This is a genomic window from Streptomyces sp. NPDC019224, assembly GCF_040632605.1.
Classification (GTDB): domain Bacteria; phylum Actinomycetota; class Actinomycetes; order Streptomycetales; family Streptomycetaceae; genus Streptomyces.
Genome location: NZ_JBEYCF010000020.1, coordinates 9,134 through 35,222 on the forward strand (window position 1 = coordinate 9,134; position 26,089 = coordinate 35,222).

The following is a 26,089-nucleotide window of genomic DNA, read 5'->3' on the forward strand; positions in this document are numbered from 1 at the left end:
TCATCCTCATCATCCAGCGTCGGGATCAGCTGAGTTCGCCGCCGGCCAGGGCGGCTCGTACGAGGTCGTCCACGGCCATCTCCTCGATGGCCTGCCCCGGTTCTTCGGTCGTGGCCGCAGCGGCCCGGTCGGGTTCGGTCCGCGCCAGGCCGAGCAGCGTGTCGAGCAGCCCCGCCTCGCGCAGGCGGGCGGTGGGGATCGACAGCAGGGCCCGGCGTACGGCCTCGTCGTCCGGCGCCTCCCCGCTGCCCGTGGTGTCCGCCGCCGGCTCGGGCGCCAGGCCCTCGCGCAGGAATCCGGCCAGAGCGGCGGAGTTGGGGTAGTCGAACATCAGGGTGGCGGGCAGGCGCAGCCCGGTCGCCTTCTGGAGCCGGTTGCGCAGCTCGATCGCGCCGAGGGAGTCGAGGCCCAGTTCGGTGAAGCCCCGGTCGGCGGCGACCCCGGACGGGTCGCCGTGACCGAGCACGGCGGCGGCGTGGCCGCGTACCAGCTCCTCCAGATAGCGGTCCTGCTCAGGCCCGGTGCGCAGCCCGGCCAGCTTGGCGCGGACGAGGGAGCCCCCGCTGTCGCCCGCACCGGCGGCCGGTACGGCGGCGGGCTTGGGCCCCTTGCGGGCGGGCGGTCCGGCCAGGCCGCGCAGCAGGGCCGGGATCTCGTCGGCCCGCTCGCGCAGTGCGGCCCGGTCGAGCCGGACCGGGGCGAGCAGCGCCGCGTCCTGGGCCATCGCCGCGTCGAACAGCGCGAGCCCGTCGGGGAAGGACAGCTCCAGGACCCCGGAGCGGCCCATGCGGCGCAGGTCCGCGTCGGTGAGTTCGGGTCCTTCCCCGACCGTGCCCTCCCACAAACCCCAGGCGAGCGAGACGGCGGCGAGCCCGGCGGACCGGCGTTCGGCGGCGAGAGCGTCGAGGAAGACGTTGGCCGCCGCGTAGGTGGCCTGTCCGGCGGGAAGGATCTGGCCCCCCGCGGAGGAGTACAGGACGAACGCCGTCAGGTCCATGTTCCGGGTCAGCTCGTGCAGGTGCCAGGCCGCGTCCACCTTGGGCCGCAGCACCTTGCCGACCTGTTCCGGAGTGACGGCGCCGACCAGCGCGTTGTCCATGACACCGGCCGCGTGCACGACCCCGGTCAGCGGGTGCCCGGCCGGGATGTCGTCGAGCAGTGCGGCGAGCGCGTACCGGTCGGCGGCGTCCACGGCGACGATGCGCACGGATTCGGCACCGGCCTCGGTGAGTTCGGCGTGCAGTTCCGCCGCGCCCGGTGCGTCCGTGCCCCGCCGGCTGGTGAGGACGAGATGGCGCACGCCCTGCTCGGTGACCAGGTGCCGGGCGAGCACCGCGCCCAGCAGGCCGGTGCCGCCGGTGATCAGCACAGTGCCGTCCCGGCGCCACTCCGTGGCCTCGCCGCCGCCGGTGGCGGGGGCGTACCGGGGGACCAGGACCTTGCCGCCGCGTACGGCGATCTCGGTCTCGGCCGTGGCCAGGGCGGCGGGCAGGGCTGCCAGGGACTCGGGGGCCGCGTCGAGGTCGACGACGGTGAACCGGCCCGGGTTCTCGGCCTGCGCCGCGCGCAGCACACCCCACAGCGGTGCCTGTACGCAGTCCGTCTCGTCCCCGTCGCCCGCAACGACGGCGTCACGGGTGACGAGCACCAGCCGCGCGTCCGCGAACCGGGCCTCGGCCAGCCACTGGCCGAGCGTGTCGAGGAGCCGGCCGACGGACGTACGAACCTGCTCGGGCACACCGCCCGTGGTGCCGAAGACATCGGAGACGTCCGGTGCGGTCAGCAGCACCGTCCCCGGCACCCCGGGTTCCGCGATGGCGTCGGCGAGCGTGGAGACCGACCGGAGGCCCGGCAGCGCGCTCCCGACGACGAGCCAGTCGTCGGTGCCCGTCACCCTTGCGCCGGGCTGCGCCGCCTGCCAGTCGATACGGAACAGCTCGGCGCCCTTGCCGTTCCCGTCGCCCGCCAGCTGTGCGGCGGACACCTCGCGGACCACCAGCGACTCGACGGTGGCCACGGGCTCGCCGGTCGGCGCGGTGATCCGCAGCGACACGGCGTCCGGGCCTGGCTTCGTCAGCCGTACGCGCAGGGCAGTGGCCCCGGTGGCGTGCAGGGTGACCCCGTTCCAGGCGAACGGCAGGGCCGCGCGGACGGGCCCGTCGTGGTCCCCGTCGAAGACGCGCTCCACGTGCAGCGCCGCGTCGAGCAGCGCGGGGTGCAGGGCGAACGCGGCGGCCTCGGTGCGGGCGTGGTCGGGCAGGCCGATCTCCGCGAACAGCTCGTCCCCGCGCCGCCAGGCGGCCGTGAGCCCCTGGAACACCGGTCCGTACCCGTAGCCGAGCCCGGCCAGGTCCTCGTACATTCCGCTCACGTCCACTGCCCGGGCCCCGGCCGGCGGCCAGGACTCCAGGTCCGGCACGACGGGCGCGGGCTCCACGGCGAGCACACCCCGGGCGTTACGGGTCCACGGCGCGTCGGCCGGGAGGTCCTCGGCGCGCGAGTACACGACGACGTCGCGCCGCCCCGCCTCGTCGGCCTCGCCCACGGTGACCTGGACGGCGACGCCGCCCTTGGCCGGCAGCAGCAGCGGGGTCTCCTGCGTCAGCTCCTCCAGCTGCGCGCACCCGGCCTCGTGCCCGGCCCGGAGCGCCATCTCGATGTACGCGGTGCCGGGCAGCAGCACGCTGCCGTGCACGGCGTGGTCGGCGAGCCACGGGTGCGTGGCGACGGACAGCCGGCCGGTGAGCACTGGGGCCCCGGTCTCCGCCGACACGACCACCGCACTGAGCAACGGGTGCCCTGCGGGCAGCTGGCCGAGCCCTGCCGCGTCCCCGACAGCGGCGGGGGCGTCGAGCCAGTAACGGGTGCGCAGGAAGGGGTACGTGGGAAGGTCGACCCTGCGCGCCTCCGTACCCGCGTGAACCGTCTCCCAATCGACCTCCACGCCCCGGGTCCAGAGCGCTCCGGCACCGGACAGGGCCGTGGCGGCTTCGTCGCGGTCCTTGCGTACGAGAGGAACGAAGGCGGTGGTCTCGTCGGTGGCCGAGCCTGCGCCGAGGGCGGTCAGGACCGCGTCCGGACCGATCTCGACGAACGTACGGACACCGAAGGCCTCGGCGGCGACTACGGCGTCGGCGAAACGGACAGGGCTGCGGACCTGGTCGACCCAGTACTCCGGCGACTGCCAGCCGGAGGAGGACAGCTCGCCACTCACCGTGGACACGACCGGGACACGCGGCTCGTTGAACGTCAACTCGCTCGTGACCGCCCGGAACTCGTCGAGCATCGGATCCATCAGCGAGGAATGAAACGCGTGCGAAACGGGAAGACGGCTGGTCTTCCGCCCGGCCGCCGAGAAGTGCTCACCCACGGCAAGCGCCTCGGACTCCACACCCGAAACAACCACAGACCGCGGCCCGTTCACCGCCGCGATGCCTACCCCGTCCGTGAGGAGGGGAAGCACCTCGTCCTCGGTCGCCTGCACAGCGACCATCGCGCCGCCGGCGGGAAGCGCCTGCATCAGCCGGCCACGCGCGACGACCAGCTTCGCCGCGTCCGCCAGCGACAACACACCCGCCACATGCGCGGCGGCCAGCTCACCGATCGAGTGACCCACCACAACATCGGGCTTAACACCCCACGCCTCGACGAGACGGAACAACGCCACCTCGAACGCGAACAACGCGGGCTGAGTGAACACAGTGCTGTTCAGCGCATCCGCGTCCTCCCCCCACACCACCTCACGCAACACAGTTCCGAGATGCGCGTCCACCTCCGCACACACCGCATCGAACGCCTCGGCGAACACCGGAAACGCCTCATACAGCTCACGACCCATCCCCAGCCGCTGCGCACCCTGACCCGTGAACAGAAACGCCGACTTACCCTTGGCCACCGCACCCCGTACGCCCTCGCCCTCCACGAAGGCGCCCAGCTCACGCAGCGCGCTCTCCGTGTCCATGGCCAGGACCACGCCACGGTGTTCCAGGCGCGCCCGGCCGGCGGCCAGGGTGTGGGCGATGTCGCGAAGGTCCAGGTCGGGGTGGGCGAGCAGGCGGTCGCGGAGAGCGGCGGCCTGGCGGGCGGGGGCCTCGGGGTCCGAACCGGACAGCACCAGGGGCAGCGGGTGGACGAGGTCCGGGCGCGCCTGAGGCTCCTCGGCCGGGCGGGCCGACTTCGGGGCCTCCTCGACGATCAGGTGGGCGTTCGTCCCGCTGAGCCCGAACGAGGAGACGGTCGCGCGGCGCGGCCGGCCCTCGCGGCGCGGCCACGGCCGGGCCTCGGTGAGGAGGCGTACGTGCCCGGCCTCCCAGTCCACCTCGGGCGAGGGCTCGTCCACGTGCAGGGTCTTGGGCATCAGGCCGTTGCGCAGGGCCATGACGGACTTGATGACGCCACTGACGCCGGCCGCCGCCTGGGCGTGGCCGATGTTCGACTTGATGGAACCGAGCCACACCGGGTCGTCGGCGGTCCGTCCCTGACCGTAGGTGGCGAGGAGGGCCTGTGCCTCGATCGGGTCGCCGAGCCGGGTGCCCGTGCCGTGGCCCTCCACGAGGTCCACGTCGGCGGTGGTGAGACCGCTCGCGGCCAGGGCGCGCTGGATGACACGCTGCTGCGAGGGGCCGTTCGGGGCGGTCAGGCCGTTGCTCGCGCCGTCCTGGTTGATGGCGGAGCCGCGGATGACGGCGAGGACGTCGTGGCCGAGGCGTTCCGCGTCGGACAGCCGCTCGACGAGGAGCAGCCCGACGCCTTCCGCCCAGCCCGTGCCGTCGGCGCCGCCCGCGAACGCCTTGCAGCGGCCGTCCGCGGCGAGCCCGCGCTGCTGGGCGAACTCCACGTAGATCTCGGGCGTCGACATCACGGTGACACCGCCCGCGAGCGCCATGCCGACCTCGCCGCGCCGCAGCGCCTGGCAGGCCATGTGCAGCGCGACCAGCGACGACGAGCACGCCGTGTCCACGCTGACGGCGGGCCCTTCCAGGCCGAGGGTGTAGGCGACCCGACCGGTGAGGATCGAGGCCGCGGTGCCGTTGCCGAGGTAGCCGGCGACGTCGTCGGGGATGTTCTGGAGGCGGGAGGCGTAGTCGTGGTACATCACGCCGGCGTAGACGCCGGTCTGGCTGCCGCGCATGGCCGTCGGGTCGATGCCCGCGTCCTCGAACGCCTCCCATGCCGACTGGAGGAGAAGCCGCTGCTGCGGGTCCATGGCGACGGCCTCGCGCGGGCTGATCCCGAAGAAGGCCGGGTCGAACTCTGCGGCGTCGTAGAGGAAGCCGCCTTCCCGCGCGTACGTCTTTCCGTGCAGTCCGGGCTCGGGGTCGTAGATGCCGTCGGTGTCCCACCCGCGGTCGGCGGGGAAGCCGGCGACGGCGTCACGCCCCTCGGCGACCAGGCTCCACAGGTCCTCGGCGTTGCGGACCCCGCCGGGGAACCGGCAGCTGATGCCGACGATCGCGATGGGCTCGTCGTCGGAGAGCCCGTTCACCGGTACCGTCTCGGCGGCCGTCTCCTCCTGCGCGCCGCCGAGTTCGCCGTCCAGGTAGTCCGCGACGGCCCGGGTGTTCGGGTAGTCGAAGACGAGCGTGACGGGCAGCCGGAGGCCGGTGGCGGCGTTGAGCGCGTTACGCAGTTCCACCGCGGCCAGCGAGTCGAAACCCAGCTCCTTGAACGCGCGGTCGATGCCGACGGTGTCCGCGGACTCGTGGCCGAGGACCGCCGCGACCTGTCCGGCGACCAGCTCGCGCAGCGTCCGGACCCGCTCGTCGGCGGTGAGGGACGACAGCCGGCGGGCCAGGGTGTCGACGGCCGGTGCGGCGGCGGCCGTACGGCGGAGCGCGGGCCGGGCGGCGGCCGCGGCTGCCCGCAGCAGCGGCGGTACGTCGGAGCCGCGGGCGTGCAGGGCCGCCGCGTCGACGAGGAGCGGGGCGACCAGGGCGTGCCGGGTGCGCAGCCCTTCGTCGAACAGGGCGATGCCCCGGTCGGCGGGCAGGGCGGGCAGCCCGAGCCGGTTCATCTTCTCGACGTCGGCGTCGGTGAGTTCGCCGCCGAGCCCGGTGTTGACGGCCCACAGTCCGTACGCGAGCGAGGTGGCGGGCAGTCCCAGGGTGTGCCGGTGGGCGGCGAGGGCGTCCAGGAACACGTTGGCCGCCGCATAGTTGCCCTGTCCGGCGGGAAGAACGAGGCCGCCGGCGGAGGAGAACATCACGAACGCGGACAGGTCCAGCCCGGCGGTGAGCTCGTGCAGGTGCCAGGCCGCGTCCGCCTTGGGCCGCAGCACGGTGTCCAGGCTCTCCGGGGTGAGCGCCCCGATCAGGCCAGGGTCGACCACCCCGGCCGCGTGCACGACACCGCCCAGCGGGTGCGCCTGCGGGACGGAGTCGAGGACACTTGCCAGCGCTTCCCGGTCCGAAACATCGCAGGCGGCGATCCGGACGTCCGCCGCCCCGGCCCCGATGAGCCGGTCGCGGAGCTCGGCCGCGCCGGGCGCGTCGAGGCCCCTGCGGCTGGTGAGCACGAGGTGGCGGACGCCGTGGCGCTCGACCAGGTGCTGGGCGACGCGTGCGCCGAGTCCGCCCGTGCCGCCAGTGACGAGGACGGTGCGCTCGCCGTCCCAGGGCGCGTCGGCCTCGGGCACGGCCGTCCGGACGAGCCGGGGGATGAGGAAGCGGCCGTCGCGCCGGGCGAGTTCGGGCTCGCCCTGGGCCAGCGCGGCGCCGGCGACGGCCGGGAAGTCCTCCGCGTCCAGGTCGTCGCCCGGGTCCACGTCCAGCAGGACGATCCGGCCCGGGTTCTCGGCCTGGGCCGCCCGGACGATGCCCCACAGGGGGGCCTGGGTCAGGTCGGGGGCGGTGGTCCGGTCGGTGGCGACGGCGCCCCGGGTGACGACGACGAGAGTGGTGGACTCGAACCGCTCGTCGGTCAGCCAGGACTGCAGCAGGTCGAGTACGTACGAGGTGGTGGCGCGGGTGGCCTCGGGCACCGGCCAGCCGCCCGGGGTCGGGCAGCAGGCCAGGACGACGGCCGAGGGCTCGGAGAGGATCGCGAGCCCGTACTCGTCCAGCACGGCGGCCGACGAGGGAAGCGGCTCGGCAGGCTGCTGGAGCGGCGTCCACTCGATGTGGTGCAAGGCGTCCGAGAGCGGCCCGTCGGCCGGGGCCAGCTGGGCGGCGGAGACCGGGCGGCAGATCAGGGACGACACGGTCATCACGGGGCTGCCGGTCTCGTCGGCGACGACCATCGCCGACTCCTCCGCGCCCCGGATGCGCCGCACGTACACGCGCAGCGCGGCGGCGCCCGTCGCGTGCAGGGACACCCCGCTCCAGGCGAACGGCAGCAGGGCTTCGGTGCCGCCCTCGCCCTGGTCCACCAGGACGTCCACATGCATGGCGGTGTCCAGGAGCGCCGGGTGCAGCCCGTAGTCGGCGGCCTCGGCGCGCACGGACTCGGGCAGCGCGACCTCGGCGAACAGTTCGTCGCCCCGCCGCCAGGCCGCTGTCAGCCCCTGGAACGCGGGGCCGTACCCGTAACCGCGCTCACTCAACCGCTCGTACGCGCCCTCGACCTCGACGGGGGTGGCGCCGCGCGGCGGCCACTGGGTGAGGTCGGCGCCGGGCACCTCGGGCGGTGCGCCGGTGGCGAGGAAGCCGGTGGCGTGCCGCGTCCAGGCGTCCTCGGGGGCGCCGTCGAGGCGCGAGTGGATGTGCAGGGGGCGGCGACCCGACGCGTCGGGGGCCCCGGCGGCGACGCGCAGGGACGCGCCACCGTGCTCGGGGAGGACGAGCGGCGCCTCCAGGGTCATTTCCTCCAGGAGGTCGCAACCGACCTGGTCCCCGAGGCGCACGGCCAGCTCGACGAACCCGGTACCGGGCAGCAGCACTGCCCCGTGCACCCCGTGGTCCGCCACCCAGGGCTGCCCGGCGGCCGAGAGCCGGCCGGTCAGGACGACCGAGCCGGATTCGGGCGCGAACACGGCGGCGCTGAGCACCGGGTGCTCGACGGCATCCAGCCCGGCCGACCCCACATCACCGGTCTTCGCGGTGACATCGAGCCAGTAGCGCTTGCGCTGGAAGGCATACGTGGGCAGGTCGACGAGAGGCCCGGTGGCGCCCAGGAGCGCACTCCAGTCCACCTCGGCACCCCGGGCCCACACCGCCCCGAGACCGCTCAGGGCCTCCCGGGCTTCGTCGCGGTCCTTGCGGACGAGCGGGACGAACGCGCTGGTCTCGTCGGTGGCCGAGCCGGCGCCGAGGGCGGTCAGGATCGCGTCCGGACCGATCTCGACGAACGTACGGGCTCCGAGGGCCTCGGCGGCGTTCACGGCGTCGGCGAAGCGGACAGGGCTGCGAACTTGGTCGACCCAGTACTCCGGCGACTGCCAGCCGGAGGAGGACGCGGACCCGGTGACGGTGGACACGACCGGAATGCGGGGCTCGTTGAACGTCAACTCGCTCGCGATGGCCCGGAACTCGTCGAGCATCGGGTCCATCAGCGAGGAATGGAACGCGTGCGAGACGGGAAGACGGCTGGTCTTCCGCCCGGCCGCCGAGAAGTGCTCACCGATGGCAAGCGCCTCGGACTCCACACCCGAAACAACCACAGACCGCGGTCCGTTCACCGCCGCGATGCCCACCCCGTCCGTGAGGAGGGGAAGGACCTCGTCCTCACTGGCCTGTACGGCGACCATCGCACCGCCGGCCGGCAGCGCCTGCATCAACCGGCCCCGGGCAACAACCAGCTTCGCCGCGTCCGCCAGCGACAACACACCCGCCACATGCGCGGCGGCCAGCTCACCGATCGAGTGACCCACCACAACATCGGGCTTGACGCCCCACGCCTCGACGAGACGGAACAACGCCACCTCGAACGCGAACAACGCAGGCTGAGTGAACGCAGTGCTGTTCAGCGCATCCGCGTCCTCCCCCCACACCACCTCACGCAACGCCGTTCCAAGGTGCGCGTCCACCTCACCGCACACCGCGTCGAACGCCTCGGCGAACACCGGGAACGCCTCATACAGCTCACGCCCCATACCGAGCCGCTGCGCACCCTGACCCGTGAACAGGAACGCTGTCTTGGCCTCCTGCACGCTGTCCGCGCCGGCCAGCAGCTCCAGCGCACCGGCGAGTTCCGCGCGGTCGGCGCCGACCGCGAGGGCGCGGTGCTCCAGGGCGGCGCGGCCGGTGACGAGGGTGAGGGCGGCAGGGGCCAGGTCGTCGTCGGAGAGCTGGGCGAGCCGGTCGCGCAGACGCTCGGCCTGTGCACGCAGGGCCTCGGGGGTGGCGCCGGAGACGGGCCAGGCGAGCAGCGCGGGGGCGGGCGCGGCCACGGGCGCGGCCGGCGCCGCCTCCTCCTGCGCCTCCTCGATGATCACGTGCGCGTTCGTCCCGCTGATACCGAAGGACGAGATGCCCGCACGCCGAGGACGGTCCGTCGGCTGCCACTCCCGGGCCTCCGTGAGCAGTTCCACGTCACCGGCCGACCAGTCGACCTGGTCCGACGGGGTTTCGGCGTACAGGGACTTGGGAAGCACGCCGTGGCGCATGGCCATGACCATCTTGATGATGCCCGCGACACCGGCGGCAGCCTGCGTGTGGCCCATGTTCGACTTGATGGACCCCAGCCACAGGGGCCGGCCCTCGGGCCGCTCCTGCCCGTAGGTCTCCAGGAGCGCCTGCGCCTCGATCGGGTCACCGAGCCGGGTGCCCGTGCCGTGCGCCTCCACGACGTCGACCTCGGCGGCCGACAGCCCGGCGTTGGCGAGCGCGCCACGGATCACGCGCTGCTGGGCCGGCCCGTTTGGGGCGGTGAGGCCGTTGCTGGCACCGTCCTGGTTGAGCGCGGAGCCCCGGACCACGGCGAGCACGCGGTGGCCGTTGCGGCGGGCGTCGGACAGGCGCTCAAGCAGCAGCACACCCGCGCCCTCGCCCCAGCCCGTACCGTCCGCGCCCGCGCCGAAGGACTTGCAGCGGCCGTCCGACGAAAGACCGCGCTGGCGGGCCATGTCGAGGAAGGTGTCGGGCGTGGACATGATCGTGACGCCGCCGGCCAGGGCGAGCGAGCACTCGCCCGCCCGCAGCGCACGGGCCGCCATGTGCAGCGCGACCAGCGACGACGAGCACGCCGTGTCCACACTGACCGCAGGGCCTTCGAGCCCCAGCGTGTACGCGACCCGGCCCGACACCACGCTCGCGAGGCTGCCGTTGCCGTGGTAGCCGGCCACGTCGTCGGGAAGCGGGCCGAGCCGCAGCCCCCAGTCGTGGTACATCACCCCCGCGAACACGCCGGTCGAGCTGCCCTTCACCGAGCGCGGGTCGATCCCCGCACGCTCGAAGGTCTCCCAGGCGACCTCCAGGAGGAGCCGCTGCTGCGGGTCCATCGCCTGGGCCTCGCGCGGGCTGATCCCGAAGAACGCGGGGTCGAACTGGGCGGCGTCGTAGAGGAACGCGCCCTCCGTGGAGTACGTACGGCCCGGCTTGCCGATCTCCGGGTCGTACAGGTCGGTGTCCCAGCCCCGGTCGGTGGGAAAGGGCCCGATGGCGTCGGAGCCCTCGGCGACGAGCTGCCACAGCTCCTCGGGCGAGGTCACCCCGCCCGGATAGCGGCAGGCCATGGAGACGATGACGATCGGGTCGTCCTCCGTGGCACCGGCGCGGGCCACCGGCGCCGCCGGACCGGCCGCCGTGGCCTCGCCCACCAGCTTGGTCACCAGGTGCTCGGCGAGAGCCGTGGCGGTGGGGTAGTCGAAGGTCAGGGTGGCGCTGAGACGCAGCCCGGTCGCGGTCGCGAGCCGGTTGCGCAGCTCCACGGCTGCCAGCGAGTCGAAGCCCGTCTCCATGAACGCGCGGGTGGCACTGACCTCGTCCGCGCTCTGGTAGCCGAGGACGGCGGCCGTCTCGGTGCGCACCATCCGCAGGACGTGCGCGAGCCGGTCGGCGGCGCCCAGCTCCGCGAGGCGCGCCGCGAGCGGGGCGGCCCCGGTGGCGGCGGGCGCCCCGGCCGTCTGTGCGGCGGGGACCGTGCGGGGGCGTACCAGGGCGCGCAGCAGGGTGGGCGTGCCGTCCGTACGGTTGCGTACAGCGCGCTGGTTGACGCGTACGGGGACCACGGCCGGCTCGAAGGTGGTGGTCAGGGCCTTGTCGAGCTGGGCGAGGTTCTCCTCGAAGGACAGCGAGTCCAGGCCGAGGCGTTCGATGCGGGTCAGCGCGGCGGCGTCGAGCGTCGCGCCCATACCGCCTCCCCCGGCCCACAGGCCCCACGCGAGCGAGGTCACGACCTGCCCGGCGGCGGCCCTGCGGGCGGCGAGAGCGTCCAGGAAGAGGTTGGCGGCGGCGTAGTTGCCCTGTCCGGCGCCGTCCAGAACGGTCGAGGCGGAGGAGAAGAGGACGAAGGCCGCCAGGCCGAGGTCCGCCGTCAGCTCGTGCAGGTGCCAGCCGGCGTCCACCTTGGGCCGCAGCACGGTGTCGAGCCGGTCGGCGGTCAGGTGGCCGACCAGGCCGTCGTCGATGACGCCCGCCGCGTGGACCACGGCCCGCAGCGGGTGCGCGGACGGGATGGCGGCGAGCAGGGCGGCCAGGGCGTCCCGGTCCGCGACATTGGTGGCGCTGACGGTGGCCTCGGCGCCCGCATCGGCCAGATCCGCGAGGAGTTCGCGCGCACCGGGGGCGTCCGCGCCGCGGCGGCTGGTGAGGATCAGGTGGCGTACGCCGTGCTCGCGGACGAGGTGGCGGGCGAGTTCGGCGCCCACGCCGCCCGTGCCGCCGGTCAGGAGCACGGTTCCGGTCGCGTCCCAGGGCGCGGGGCGCTCCTCGTCGAGGGCGGGCACCGCGGCCAGCCGGGGGACGTACAGGCGGTCGCCGCGCAGGGCCATTTCGGGCTCGGACGAGGCGGCCAGGGCACGGCCGAGGTGGCACGCACCGGTCTCGTCGGTGTCGACGAGCACGAAGCGGCCGGGGTTCTCCGCCTCCGCCGAGCGTACGAGGCCCCACACGGGTGCCTGACCGAGGTCCACATCGGTGCCGGGCACGGCGGCCCCGCCCCGCGTGACGACGGCGAGCTTCGACCCGGCGTACCGGTCGTCCGCCAGCCACGTCTGTACGGCGGCGAGCACGTCGGCGGTGACGGCACGCACGGCGGCGGGCACATCGCCGTCCGGGGTGGGCGGGGTGCGGTAGACGACGAGGGGCGGGACTTCCTCACCCGGGTCCTCACCGAACACGCCGAAGCCGGCTTCACCCGAAGGGAGTTCCAGCTCGTTCCACCGCACGGCGAGCAGCGGGTCCGAGCGGTCGGCGGCGAGCTGGTCGGCGGTGACCGCGCGCAGCAGCAGGGACTCGACGCGGGCGACCGGGGCGCCGGACGCGTCGGCGACCGTCACGTCCAGTTCCTCGGCACCGCGTGCGGTGATGCGTACGCGTACGGCGGACGCCCCGGCGGCGTACAGCACGGCCCTGTTCCAGGAGAACGGGATCCAGGTGCCCTCGGGCCGGTTGCCCGCCGTCGCGAGGGCGTGGTCGGCGGGGTGCAGGGCGGCGTCCAGCAGCGCCGGGTGCAGACCGTAGCCCGGCGCGTCGGCGCGTACGTGCTCCGGGAGTTCGACGTCGGCGTAGACCTCGCCGTCGAGCAGCCAGGCGGCACGGACCCCGTGGAAGGCGGGCCCGTAGCCGTAGCCCTCGTCGGCCATGTCGGCGTACAGGGTGCTGACATCGAGCGGGACGGCACCGGCCGGCGGCCAGGCGCCGGACAGGGCGGTGGTATCCGGTGCGGGGGCTGCCGGGGCCAGCACACCGGTGGCGTGACGGGTCCAGGCGTCCTCGGAGGTTTCCGAGCCGTCCGGACGGGAGAAGCACTCGACGCTCCGGCGGCCCGACGCGTCGGCCGGCGCCACGACGACCTGGAGGTCGACGCCCCCGGTCGCGGGCAGCACCAGCGGGGCCTGGAGGGTCAGCTCCTCGACGAGCCCGCAGCCGGTCTCCGTACCGGCGCGCAGGGCGAGTTCGACCAGGGCCGTGCCCGGAAGCAGCGTGACGCCCGCGATGGTGTGGTCGGCGGTCCACGGGTGGGTACGCGGCGACACCCGGCCCGTGAGCACGGTGGTACCGGTCCCGGCGAGGTCACCGGCCGAGGTCAGGACGGGGTGCTGCGAGGCGAGCCGGCCGAGCCCGGTGGCGGCGGACGGCTCGGGGGTCAGCCAGTAGCGGCGGGTGCGGAAGGCGTACGTGGGCAGTTCGACACGGTGCGTGGCGCGGCCCGCGTACAGGGCCTCCCAGTCGATGTGCGCACCCCGGGCGTGGGCGAGACCGGCGGCGCCCAGCGCCTCGCGGACCTCGTCCTTGCCGGCGCGAAGCAGCGGGGCGAAGAAGGTGTCGGACTCGCGTTCCTCGGGAAGGCAGCCCTGTCCGAGGGCGCTGAGGACGCCGTCCGGGCCCAGCTCCAGGAAGGTGCGGGCGCCGCCCTGTCCGACGAGCCAGTCCATGGCGTCCGCGAAGCGCACGGCGCTGCGGACGTGCCCGGTCCAGTAGTCCGGCGAGCACAGCTCCTCGGCGATCGCCAGGCGCCCGGTGACGGTGGAGACGAGAGGGATCGTGGGCGCGGAGTAGGTCAGGACCCCGGCGACCCGGCGGAACTCCTCCAGCATCGGCGTCATGAGCGGTGAGTGGAAGGCGTGGCTGACCTGGAGCCGCTTGGTCTTGCGGCCCTGCGCGGCGAACCGCTCGGCCAGCGCGACGGTGGCCTCCTCCTCACCGGAGAGCACCAGAGCGCCGGGACCGTTGAGCGCGGCCACGGCGACCCGCTCCCCGAGGAACGGAAGCACCTCCTCCTCGGTGGCCTGGACGGCGATCATCGCGCCACCGGCCGGGAGTTCCTGCATCAGCCGGCCCCGGGCACCGACGAGGATCGCCGCGTCCTCCAGGTTCAGCACCCCGGCGGCATGGGCGGCCGCGATCTCCCCGATGGAGTGACCGGCCAGGAAGTCGGGCCGGATGCCCCAGGACTCGACGAGGCGGAACAGGGCGACCTCGACGGCGAACAGCGCGGTCTGCGCGTAGCGCGTCTGGTCGAGCAGGGCCGCTTCCCCGGAGCCCTCCTCGGCGAACAGGACGTCCCACAGCGAGACGTCGAGCTGGAGGTCGAGCCAGCCGATGGCGTCGGCGAGGGCGTCCGCGAAGACCGGGTAGGTGTCGTAGAGCCGACGGCCCATCGCGAGGCGCTGGCTGCCCTGGCCGGTGAAGAGGAACGCGAGCCGTCCGGCGGGCAGCGTGCCCGTGCGGACGTCCGCGGTGCCGGTGGTCCCGGTCCCGGCGGCCAGGGCGCGCAGCCCTGCGAGCAGTTCGTCGCGGCCGTCCGCGACGACGGTGGCACGGTGTTCGAGGGCGGCGCGGCCGGTGCCGAGCGCGTGCCCGAGATCGGCGGCGGTGAGGTCGTCCCGCCCGTCCAGGAAGTCCGCCAGCCGGGCGGCCTGGGCGCGCAGCCCGTCCTCGGACCGTGCGCCGACGGGCACGAGCACGGGCCCGGTGACGGACTCTTCCGCGACGGGGGCCTCGTCCTCCGCCGGCGGTTCCTCCACGATCACATGGGCGTTGGTGCCGCTGATGCCGAAGCCGGAGACGCCCGCCCGGCGCGGCCGGTCCTCCGTCTGCGGCCACGCGACGGGCTCGGTGAGCAGCTGGACGGTCCCGGCGGACCAGTCGACGTTGCCGCTGGGGGTGTCGACGTGCAGGGTGCGGGGAAGGACCCCGTTCCGCATCGCCATGATCATCTTCATCAGGCCGGCCACACCGGCGGCCGCCTGGGTGTGCCCGAGGTTCGACTTGACCGAGCCGAGCCACAGCGGCCGGTCACCGGGCCGGTCCTTGCCGTAGGTGGCGATGAGGGCGCTCGCCTCGATCGGGTCACCGAGGGTGGTGCCGGTGCCGTGCGCCTCGACCGCGTCCACCTCGGCGGCGGTCAGCCCGGCGTCGGCGAGGGCCTGGGTGATGACGCGCTGCTGGGCGGTGCCGCTGGGGGCGGTGAGCCCGTTGCTCGCGCCGTCCTGGTTGATGGCCGAGCCCCGGACGACGGCGAGGATGTTGTGGCCGTTGCGCCGGGCGTCGGAGAGCCGTTCCACCACGAGCAGCCCGACACCCTCCGCGAAGGAGGTCCCGTCGGCACCGTCCGCGAAGGCCTTGATCTGCCCGTCCGGGGCGAGACCGCGCTGCCGGCTGAACTCCGTGAACAGCCCGGGGGTGCTGAGGACGGTGACCCCGCCCGCCAGCGCCATCGAGCACTCGCCCCGGCGCAGCGACTGGACGGCGAGGTGCAGGGAGACCAGGGACCCGGAGCACGCCGTGTCGACGGTGAGCGCGGGACCCTCCAGGCCGAGCGCGTACGCGACCCGCCCCGAGGTGACGCTGAGCGCGCCGCCGGTGACGAGGTACCCGGTCAGGTTCTCGGGGGCGTCCTGCACGCGGGGCCCGTACTCGGAAGGACCGGCGCCGATGAACACGCCCGTACGACTGCCGCGCAGCGAGGTCGGGTCGATCCCCGTACGTTCCAGCGCCTCCCACGCCGTCTCCAGGAGGAGCCGCTGCTGCGGGTCCATGGCCAGCGCCTCGCGCGGGCCGATCCCGAAGAACTCGGCGTCGAACTCGGCGGCGTCGTGCAGGAACCCGCCGGTTCGCGTGTAGCAGGTGCCGGGAACGGTGGGGTCGTCGTCGAACAGGGCGTCCAGGTCCCAGCCCCGGTTGTCGGGGAACGGCCCGACGGCACTCCCGCCCGCCTCGACCAGGTCCCACAGGTCCTCGGCCGAGCGGATGCCGCCGGGGAAGCGGCCGCTGATGCCGACGACCGCGATGGGCTCCCCGTCGAAGGCGGGCGCCTGCTCCGCCACGGGCTCCGCCACGGCCCGCCCGGCGGGCGCGCCGAGCAGCTCCGTACGGACGCGGTCGGCGAGCAGTTCGGGGCTCGGGTGGTCGAAGGCGGCGGTCACGGGCAGGGCGAGCCCGGTCGCCGCGTTGATGCGCGCGTGCAGGTCGACGAGGGCGATGGAATCCAGCCCCAGTTCCCGGAACGAGGTTTGGGCGACGACCACCGGATCGGCGTCGGGACGCACCTTGCGCAGGCACTCGGCGGTCTGCTCGCAGACGAGGTCGGTCAGGAGCCTGGTCTGCTCGCTCCCGGGTAGCCCGGAAAGCCGGCCGGCCAGGGCGGCCCCGGGGTTCTCCCCCGGACGGACCTCCGAGCGGCCCCCCGGACGGACCTCCGCGCCGGACATGTCATCAGCGACAGGATCGAAGCCCGCGGACATCTGCACGCTCCCAGCTCGTATCGAATGCCCCGCGCCATTCCAGCCACGGGGTGTCCGCACGCTAGGTCGCCCCCGAAGGGCGGCGACACCCCTATCCCCCCAGGTGTTGACCCTGCCCACAGGGCCCTCGCGCCCCTGCGAAACCGCCGGTGACAGGGGTGGTGACGGACGAGATGCCTGCTGGGCCCGGGTCCCGGCGGGCCGGGGAGCGGTCAGGGGGGTGGTCGGTGTTCTCCGCGCACGCCCCGGACCCCTTCAATGGCACGCACTGCCCAGGGCGCCGCCATCGGCGGGCCCGATGGCCGAAGAGACGGGTGGATCATGACCGTTGCCGATGTCAGTGTCCGAGTGGCCGAACGAGGAGCGATCAAGGAGGCCGTGGAGCTGGGCCCTTCGCCGAGCGCCACCGAGGCGCAGCGCGCACGGGGCAAGCTGACCGTGCGCGAACGGCTGGACCTGCTGTTCGATCCGGGGACCTTCCGCGAGATCGAACAGCTGCGCCGCCACCGCGCGGCCGGATTCGGCCTGGAGGACCGCAGGCCGCACACCGACGGCGTCGTGACCGGCTGGGGCCGGGTCGAGGGCCGGAAGGTGTTCGTGTACGCGCACGACTTCCGGATCTTCGGCGGCTCGCTCGGTGAGGCGCACGCCCAGAAGATCCACAAGGTGATGGACCTCGCGCTGGCGGCGGGAGCACCGCTCGTGTCGCTGAGCGACGGCGCGGGCGCCCGTATCCAGGAGGGCGTCACCGCACTCGCCGGCTACGGCGGCATCTTCCGCCGCAACGTGGCCGCGTCCGGGGTGATCCCGCAGATCAGCGTGATGCTCGGCCCGTGCGCGGGCGGGGCGACGTACTCCCCGGCGCTGACGGACTACGTGTTCATGGTCCGCGACATCTCACAGATGTACATCACGGGCCCCGACGTCGTGCAGGCCGTCACCGGCGAGAAGATCACGCACAACGACCTCGGCGGCGCGCAGGTGCACTCCACGGTCTCGGGCGCGAGCGCCTTCCTGTACGACACCGAGGAGGAGTGCCTGGAGGAGGTACGTCACCTGCTCACCCTCCTCCCCTCCAACAACCGCGAGCTCCCGCCGTCGATCCCCTGCGAGGACCCGGTCGACCGCCCCGGCGACGCCCTGTCCCGCCTGGTCCCCGCCGACCCGAACCTCTCGTACGACATGCGGGCGGTGATCGAGGAGATCGTCGACGACGGCGACCTCTTCGAGGTGCACGCCAACTGGGCGACCAACATCATCTGCGGCCTGGCCCGCCTCGACGGCCACGTGGTCGGCATCGTCGCCAACCAGCCCGCCTCCCTCGCCGGCGTCCTGGACATCCACGCCTCCGAGAAGGCCGCGCGCTTCGTGCAGACCTGCGACGCGTTCAGCATCCCGCTCGTCACGCTGGTCGACGTCCCCGGGTTCCTGCCCGGCAGCGACCAGGAGCACAACGGGGTCATCCGCCACGGCGCGAAGCTCCTGTACGCGTACTGCAACGCCACGGTCCCCCGCGTACAGGTCATCCTGCGCAAGGCCTACGGCGGTGCGTACATCGTCATGGACTCCCGCTCCATCGGCGCCGACCTCTCCTTCGCCTGGCCCACCAACGAGATCGCGGTGATGGGAGCGGAGGGCGCCGCCAACGTGGTCTTCCGCCGTGAGATCGCCGCCGCCGACGACCCGGAAGCGGCGCGCGCCCAGCGCGTCAAGCAGTACCGCCAGGAGCTGATGCACCCGTACTACGCGGCCGAACGCGGCCTGGTGGACGACGTCATCGACCCCGCCTCCACCCGCCAGGTGCTGGCCGACGCCCTGGACGTCCTGCGCACCAAGCACGTGCCGCTACCCGAACGCAAGCACGGCAACCCTCCGTTCTGACATGGCCGACTCCCACATCCGCATCGAAGGCGGAACCCCGACCCCCACGGAGCTCGCTGCCGTCCTCCTGGTCCTGCTCTCGGCGACGAGGGCCCAGGAGCCCCCCGCGAACCCCTCCCCACCACGGGCCGACTGGGGCCCCGCACGCGGCTGGCGCCCCCCGGGAACCTGGCCGGCCCTGTAACCCGACTGCGTAAGGAACTCCATGCCCACGCCCACCACGCTGAAGGCCAACAGCGCCTGGCTGCGCCGCTTCCACCCCTCGGACGAGGCCCCGGTACGCCTCTTCTGCCTGCCCCACGCGGGAGGCTCGGCGAGCTACTACTTCCCGGTGTCCCGAGCCCTGGCCCCGGCCGCGGACGTGATCGCGGTCCAGTACCCCGGCCGCCAGGACCGCCGCACCGAACCGTGCGTGGACGACGTCCACCGCCTGGCCGACCTGGTCACCGCCGAAATGCTGCCGTGGTGCGACCGCCCGATCGCCCTGTTCGGCCACAGCCTGGGCGCGACCCTGGGCTTCGAGGTCGCCCTCCGCCTGGAAGCGGCCGGCACCACCCCCGTCGCCCTGTTCGCCTCAGGCCGCCGAGCCCCTTCCCGCCACCGCGAGAACGAAAACGTCCACGCCTCCCCCGACGCCCAACTCCTGACCACCATCCGCCGCATGAGCGGCACCGACCCCGCGGTCCTGGCCGACGAAGAACTGCTCCGCTCCATCCTCCCGGCCATCCGCGCCGACTACAGAGCCGCAGAAACCTACCGCTACCAGGGCTCCACCCCTCTGACCTGCCCGATCGAGGTCCTGAACGGCACGGAGGATCCCGAGGTGACGGAGAGCGAAGCCACAGCCTGGACCACCCACACCACGGGCCCCTGCACCTTCCACACCTACAAAGGCGGCCACTTCTACCTGAACGACCACGCCCCGGCAGTCATCAACCTGATCCGCGAACGCCTCGTGTAGAAGGCCGTGAAGGGCGAAGACCAGACCGGGCCTTCGCCCTTCCCCGTTCCGCCGGACCTACTCCTCGTCCGCCGCCTCACCGGCGGCTTCGGAGTCGGGCTCGGGAAGCACGCTGACCCGCAAGCACCCATCCGTACCGACCATGTCGGGCAACTGGGAAAGAGGGGCTCGGCCCGCGCTGCGAACGGGACTCTTCTCGGGGGCGCCCGCGCCCCTCCAGATCAGCCCACACGACCTTGCCCCAACGACGCGTGTCCCTCCCCCCCATCGGATGCCGGGGCCGCGACGAGCAGGAGACCCCGCCCGCTCTCGTCACCGTCCTCCGCTCGACACTCCACGGGCAGCGCGCGGGAGAAGTCCGTAATGGCCACACGGACCCTCCGTTCGATGACGCGCTCCACTGCCACCCGGCTGGACTCCCGACAGCCGTGCTGCACAGCCTTGGCCATCAGCTCGCTCATCACCAAGGCGCCGTCCTCGACCAGCTCCTCCAGCTCCCAACGGCAAAGGGCGGTATCGGTGAGGCGCCTGGCGGCTGCGGTGCTCTCCGGCTTGCGCGGCAGTGTCCGGCTGCACCCGGGTCATGGCGCGCCTTCTTCACTCACCGGCGTCGCGCTCTCCCCGAAGTCAAAGCGCGATCGGCTTGTAAGTCATCGCTCGATCGACAACCTTGTCAGCGCTCAGGTCTGGATCGAAGTCCCAGTAGATGTAGTCGCTGATGTGAGGGCACCCGAGCCCGCGGTGCAAAGCATCCAGGATCGCACTGTCTTCAGCTTCATCGGCGACGTCGCCGTCCAAGAGACGCTGGATGAGCGGCAACGCTTCTTCGCGGCTCATTCTCCGGTGAGGATCCGACGTCGTCACTGTGTCTCGTTCGGTCGACGGCGATCTTGGCTCCGCCCGCGAGGGCCATTCACGTGCATGGCAGCACCTGCCAAAGAATCGCTGCCCGCGGGCAGCGGCCGTGCGGCCTGAAGGCCATAGCTCATGTGCGAGAGCCTACGAGGGCGAGCAGGCAGAGGGGAACGACCGCGGAAGGGGCAGGGGCCCGCCCTGGCACGTTCGGATCGTCGGCGCGATCGTTCGGCACCTCCGGGCCGGCGACCTCGCCTCGCGGCGGGCGGTGGCCCGGTTGCGCGCCTCGTCACCCCTACCCGGCAAACGCCAGAGGCCCCGGATTTCTCCGGGGCCTCTGGCCTGCTGTGCACTCGGCAGGATTCGAACCTGCAACCTTCTGATCCGTAGTCAGATGCTCTATCCGTTAAGCTACGAGTGCTTGTGCTTCCGGGGTTTTTTTCTGCCCCGTCGGCGTTGCGAGAACAACATTACATGACCTGCGCCGGGACGCGAAATCCATTACCCGCACCCCGCCTGACCTGGGCAAACGCCGGGCACATGGCCGGGAACGACCGAAGCCCCGGGCCTGGGGCCCGGGGCTTCGGTGGTGGTGCGGAGGCGGAGGGATTTGAACCCTCGATGGGGTGTAAGCCCCAAACCGCATTAGCAGTGCGGCGCCATAGACCGGACTAGGCGACGCCTCCAGCGCAACAGTTCGCGCGAGCGCGAGTGGTGCGTGCAGATGATGACACAGTTACACGCTGCGCCACCAATCGCGGCCTACGGTACTAGGCCGTCGGCCGGGAGGGCAAAGCGGTTGCCGTGCGCAACGCCGGGGCCGGTGGCGCGTTAGTCATGCCGGGGGCGCCGCCCCCGCAGGTTCTTCCGCCACAGGAGTCCGCAATGATGCGCCGTCTCGCCCTCACCGCTGTCGCGTCCCTCGCCGCGCTGTCCGCCGCCGCGCCCGCCGCCACCGCCGCCTCGGCCGGGCCCCTGCCGTTGCCCCTGGGGCTCCCCCTGCTCCAGGACGACGGGGCGGGTACCCGGCTCACCGTCGTCGTCGCGGGGTCGGGAAATCCGGAGGCGGACGGGAGGTACGAGCTGCGGTGCGAGCCGGCCGGAGGAAGCCACCCGGTCGCGGCGCAGGCGTGCGAGCGGCTGGGGCAGCTGGAGGCGGAAGGGGCGGACCCGTTCGCGCCGGTGCCCCGGGACGCGATGTGTACGCAGCAGTACGGCGGGGAAGCCACCGCCCGGGTCACCGGTACCTGGCACGGTCACCAGGTCGACGCCACGTTCAAGCGGACCGACGGGTGCGAGATCGCCCGGTGGAACGGCCTGCGCCCGGTCCTGCCGAACCTGCGGTGAACCGCCCCCGGGGCCCGGCTCCGGGTCTCCGCGGGGCGCGGCGCGGGTCGGAGCCGTACACCAAATGCACCAAACCTTGGTGAGAGCTCCCCCCATCCGCAGTCCCACGCCCCTCCCCTGCCTTTAGACTCCTTCAGTGACAGCCTGAAGGCCCGAGGGCAAGATGGGGCCGCTGTCGGGCAAGGTGCAGTAATCAGGGAGGAAGCGTCGTCGTGAGCAGCAGGCCATCCCGAGGCACTGCTCGCCTCGCAGCCATACTCGATGCCCTTCCGGACGGGCTTCTGCTCGTCAACTGCAACGGCACGGTCGTCAACGCCAACACCATCGCCCTCGAAATGTTCGAGACGCCGGGCACCGCGCTCGTCGGTCGCGGGCTGCTCGATCTGCTGCCGGAGTTCGACTCCAAGCTGATCCCGGGGTCGATGCGCCGGCCCGAGGCTGCGGACGAGCGGGGCCGTACCAAGCCCACACGCATGATCGCGCGGCGTACCGACGGACACGAGTACCCCGTCGAGGTGACGAGCGCCAGCCTGGAGGACGGGCACGCGGCGTACAAGGACGTCCAGGGTTCTTACGGGGGCAGCTACACGGGTGACGAGCTGCTGATGCTCGTCGTGCGCGACCTCTCCGGCACCGTCGACACCGAGGCCGAGCTGGCCCGCTCCCAGCGCCAGACCGAGATGATCCTGCGGGCCGCGGCCGAGGGTGTCGTCGGTACGGACACGGACGGCCGGGTCGTCCTGGTCAACCCCGCCGCCGCGCAGATCCTCGGCTTCCGGGCCAGCGATCTCGGCGGCCAGGAGCTGCATCCGCTGGTCCTGCACTCGCGTGCGGAGGGTGAGCCCTTCCCCTACGAGGAGTCCCCCCTCGCCGACACGCTCAAGTCGGGACGCAAACATCGGGTGCGCGGGCAGGTTCTGTGGTCCAAGAGCGGGGAACAGGTGCCGGTCGACCTGACCACCGCGCCCGTCCGTGACGGCGACCAGCTCGTCGGCGCCGTGATGACGTTCACCGACCGCCGCCCCTACGAGGAGCTGGACAAGCGGCGCAAGGCCGAGATCGCCGAGCTGACCGCGAGCCACACCGCCGAGGTCACCGAACTCACCGAACGGCACGCCGCCGAAATCGCCGCCCTGACCGAGGCGCACGCCACCGAGCTGGCCGACCGCACCGAGCGTTACGCCTCGGAGCTGGAGAAGCAGACCGAGCGGCTGACGGAGCTCACCGCCCGGCACACCCAGCTCACCGCCGTGCTCGACGAGTCGCTGCGCGGCCCCCTGGAGGAGCTGCGCGGCGAACTCTCCACGCTCGCCGCCGACCCGGCCGGCCAGCTGTGGCCCGAGGCGAACCAGATCCTGCACCACCTGGCCGCGGGCTACGCGCGTATGACGACGCTGATCGACAACGTGCTGAGCTACCAGCGCCTCGACGGCGGCGCCGAGGCGCTCGTCAAGACGCGGGTGCTGCTCGACGGGGTCGTCACGGCCGGCATCGACGCCTCGGTCGAGCTGATCGGACCCGGGCGCGCCCAGTTCGCGGTGCACGCGCCGCCGATCGAGGCGGAGGTCGATGCCGGACGCCTGGTGACCGCCCTCGCCCACCTCGTCGCGGACGTGGCCGGTGTCGATTCGACCGGCAAGGCCCGGGTCGTGCCCGGCGGCGGTTACGTCGACTCGACCGTCGTGGTCGCCGCCGCCCAGCGCGGTGACGTCGTCCGCATCGAGGTGCGCGGACCGTTCGCCGGGGGAGACCCGGTGCACGTGCCGATCGTGAGCGGCATCGTCCGTGCGCACGGCGGTGTGCTCCAGACGCACGAGATGCCGGGCATGAGCGGCAGTGCGTACGTGCTTGAGGTACCGATCGGCGCCGGTGCGGGCACCGTGGCGCCGGAGCCGCCCGTGGCGGCGGTACCGGCGGTGGAGGCCGCCCCTCAGGTGGCGCCCGAGACCGTTCCCCTGGGGGAGCCCGATCATGCGGACCCGACACCGGCGGTGTCGGACGCGCCCGAGGCGGGCAGGGGGCGGCGCCGGGCGCGGCGTTCGTCCACCGACGCCTTCCTGGAGAGCCCCGTGGGTGGCTCCGACGACACCGGTGAGCTGGAAGCGGCACCCGGGGACACCGGCGCGGCCGCGCCGACCGGGCGCCGGCGTGCACGCCGTGCGGCCCCCGCTCCCGAAGGGGCCCCGCACGAGCTGATCCCCGCCCAGCAGGCCGAGGGCTCCGGACGCCGGCGCGGGCGGCCCAGCCCCGCCGAGACGGCCGCCCAGGTGCCGGGACAGGCCCTCGCGCTGCCCTCGGCCGCTCCGTCGGAGGGGTCCGTGGTGACCGCCGCCGAGGGTGCGCAGGGTGCGGGTGCCCGGCCGCAGCGCGGGCAGACCGTGCCGCCGCAGGGCGTTCCGGCCGAGGCGCAGGTCCCGGTCGCGGCCGGCGGACACCAGGGGCACCCGGGCGGGGAGAGCCGGCTGGCCCTTCCTCCTGTCGTGAACGCCGTGGAGTCCTCTGCCCCCGCCGCCTTCTCGAACCTCGACGAGGCCGCCCGCACGGCTCCCGGCGCGGTGGCCCCCTCCCCGTCGCTGCCCGCACCGGCATCGCAGCCGACCGGCCGACGCGCCCGCCGCGCACTGGCCGCCGCACAGGACCGCGTCGCCGCAGACGCGGGACCACGCGTCCCCTTCGCGCTCCCGCCCGCCGACGCGGACCGCACGCCGACGGGCGGCGAGGAGCCGGAGGGCTCGGGACTTGCTGCCGCCGGCACGACGGGGACCGTCGGTACGCGCGAGTCCGGGAGCGGTTCGTACGAGGTCGGCGTGGGTACGCGTGAGGCCGCGACCGGTACGTATGAGCTTGGGTCCGCGCTGCCCGGCACGCACGCCGCCTCCGCACCCGAGGCCCTGACCGGTGCGCCGGAGCACTCCCCCGTCACGCCGCAGGCCCAGCCCGTCCCCACCGGCCGGCGCCGCGCCCGCCACGGGGACACGGGCCCGCAGGAGGCACGGGCCGAGTCCTTCGCGCTGCCCGCGCAGACACCGGGAACCCCGGTCGCCCAGCCCACTGCCGACCAGCCCGCACCTTTCGCACTGCCCGCACCTTTCACACTGCCCGCGCAGACCACACCGCCGGGCGCGGCGGTACCGCCCGCGCCGGCCACCACGGCCGCCCGGCCCGCAACACCCGCGTCCAGCCCGGGTGCCCCGCCCTCACCCTCCACCCCGCCCACCGGCACCCCGGTCGTCGACCCGAGGCTCGGCGCGCCCGACGCGCCCTTCGCGCCGCCTGCCCAGTCCGGCGCGCGCGCGGAGCATCCCGCGCAGACCGCCCCCGGTGAGCGAAGCGCGTCGCCGTCTGCCCAGCCCGGCGGCTGGGGGGAGGACGACGCCTCCGGGCATGGCCCCGCCGCGCCGGAGACGCAGAGCACCGGACGTACCGCCCACACCACCGGTACGGCGGCCCCCACCGCGGCCGCCCCCGCCGCACCCCCGGCCCGTCCCCGTACGCTGGCGCCCGCACCCGACGCGCGGCGGCAGCCGTTGCCCGCCGAGGCGCCCATGCCGGGATCGCCGGACTCGACCCATGGGCGCGCGTTCAGCGTGCGCACGCTCGGGCAGGGCGTGCCGTTCGCCCAGCACATCGCCCACCAGCAGAACCAGACCCTCGGCGGCGGCAGCAGCGTCGGGCGGCGTCGCAAGCTCGCCGCGCCGCCCGAGCCGGAGCCCGGTCAGGAGGAGCGCGCCGCGCTCCCCACGCCGGCTCCCGCGGCCCCGCAGCCCGGTCCCGCGGCCTCCGGCCCCACGGCCCCGGCCAGCGGCGGCACGGTGCACGGGCAGGGGTCCGGGCAGCTCCTCTCCGCCCCTGCGGCCGAGGGGCGCGCGTACGCCATAGGGGCGCCCGACGAAGGCGCGGCCGAGGGGCCCGAACCGCTGGACGGTCCCGGTGGCGCGGTCGAGGTCGCCAACCGGCCGTCCCCGCAGCCCGTCGACGACGAGCTGCCCCCCGAGCCACTGGACAACCCGCGCCGGCTGCTCGTATGGCCCGCGCCCGACGTCTCCACGCAGCAGGCGCTGAGCGATCGCGGTTACCGGCCGGTGATCGTGCACTCGCGCGAGGAGGTGGACGCGCAGATCGCGGCGTTCCCCGCCGCACTGTTCGTAGACCCGTTGACCGGGCCGATCACCCGAAAGGCGTTGCAGTCCCTGCGACAGGCGGCGGTGGCCGCCGAGGTGCCCGTGCTGGTGACGGCCGGTCTGGGGCAGGCCTCGCGGGAGGCGGCGTACGGCGCCGATCCGGCCGTCCTCCTGAAGGCGCTCGCTCCGCGCGACAGCGAACAGCACCCGCCGCGCGTGCTGCTGATCGAGGAGCACGAGGGCATCGCGGTCGCGCTGACCGAGACGCTGGAGCGGCGGGGCATGCAGGTGGCATGCGCCGCGACGGACAGCGAGGCCGTGTCGCTGGCGACCCGGATGCGGCCGAACCTGGTGGTGATGGACCTGATGCAGGTACGCCGTCGCCGGGCCGGCATCGTGGACTGGCTGCGCGCCAACGGGCAGCTGAACCGCACGCCGCTGGTCGTCTACACCTCGGCCGGCATCGACCAGTCCGACCTGCCCCGGCTCAGCTCGGGCGAGACCGTGCTGTTCCTGGCGGAGCGCTCGACGAGCGACGAGGTGCAGTCCCGCATCGTCGACCTGCTCGCGAAGATCGGCACGAACTGACCGGCGTGAAACGGCATACGACGAGGGCGGTACGGGAACGCACCCGTACCGCCC

Annotated in this window: 8 protein-coding genes and 2 tRNA genes; 5 read left to right on the plus strand and 5 right to left on the minus strand. The window is 73.7% G+C overall.

Annotated elements, in window-relative coordinates; all coding sequences use genetic code 11:
• Positions 1-25: 25 nt before the first annotated feature.
• Positions 26-16,282, minus strand: a complete 16,257-nt coding sequence (locus ABZ564_RS15415) for a type I polyketide synthase (RefSeq protein ID WP_360855743.1) — start codon at positions 16,280-16,282, stop codon at positions 26-28.
• A gap of 321 nt (positions 16,283-16,603) precedes the next feature.
• Between ABZ564_RS15415 and ABZ564_RS15420 the strand changes: the two genes are divergently transcribed.
• Genes ABZ564_RS15420 through ABZ564_RS15430 form a run of 3 tightly spaced genes read left to right on the plus strand, consistent with a single transcriptional unit; the run spans position 16,604 to position 19,124 of the window.
• Entirely contained in the window at positions 16,604-18,163 is a 1,560-nt protein-coding gene (locus ABZ564_RS15420; protein WP_360855546.1) for an acyl-CoA carboxylase subunit beta, read from the plus strand.
• A gap of 1 nt (position 18,164) precedes the next feature.
• Entirely contained in the window at positions 18,165-18,347 is a 183-nt protein-coding gene (locus tag ABZ564_RS15425; protein WP_360855549.1) for an acyl-CoA carboxylase epsilon subunit, read from the plus strand.
• A gap of 21 nt (positions 18,348-18,368) precedes the next feature.
• On the plus strand, positions 18,369-19,124 hold the full coding sequence (locus ABZ564_RS15430; protein WP_360855552.1) for an alpha/beta fold hydrolase: 756 nt from the start codon (positions 18,369-18,371) through the stop codon (positions 19,122-19,124).
• Positions 19,125-19,345: 221 nt separating this feature from the next.
• On the opposite strand, the gene ABZ564_RS15435 is transcribed toward ABZ564_RS15430, so the two are convergent.
• The 4 genes from ABZ564_RS15435 to ABZ564_RS15450 form a co-directional block, all read right to left on the minus strand.
• Complete coding sequence (locus tag ABZ564_RS15435) at positions 19,346-19,687, minus strand: ATP-binding protein (protein WP_360855746.1); 342 nt, start codon at positions 19,685-19,687, stop codon at positions 19,346-19,348.
• 64 nt (positions 19,688-19,751) lie between these two features.
• Complete coding sequence (locus ABZ564_RS15440; RefSeq protein ID WP_360855554.1) at positions 19,752-19,961, minus strand: e9imm peptide; 210 nt, start codon at positions 19,959-19,961, stop codon at positions 19,752-19,754.
• Positions 19,962-20,327: 366 nt separating this feature from the next.
• A tRNA-Arg gene (locus ABZ564_RS15445) sits at positions 20,328-20,400 on the minus strand.
• Between the two features lie 174 nt (positions 20,401-20,574).
• Positions 20,575-20,665, minus strand: a tRNA-Ser gene (locus tag ABZ564_RS15450).
• A gap of 199 nt (positions 20,666-20,864) precedes the next feature.
• Between ABZ564_RS15450 and ABZ564_RS15455 the strand changes: the two genes are divergently transcribed.
• Together ABZ564_RS15455 and ABZ564_RS15460 are read left to right on the plus strand one after the other, a co-directional pair.
• Entirely contained in the window at positions 20,865-21,326 is a 462-nt protein-coding gene (locus tag ABZ564_RS15455; protein WP_360855557.1) for an SSI family serine proteinase inhibitor, read from the plus strand.
• A gap of 212 nt (positions 21,327-21,538) precedes the next feature.
• Positions 21,539-26,035: a PAS domain-containing protein gene (locus tag ABZ564_RS15460; protein WP_360855560.1), complete on the plus strand. Its 4,497-nt coding sequence runs from the start codon at positions 21,539-21,541 to the stop codon at positions 26,033-26,035.
• Positions 26,036-26,089: the final 54 nt, after the last annotated feature.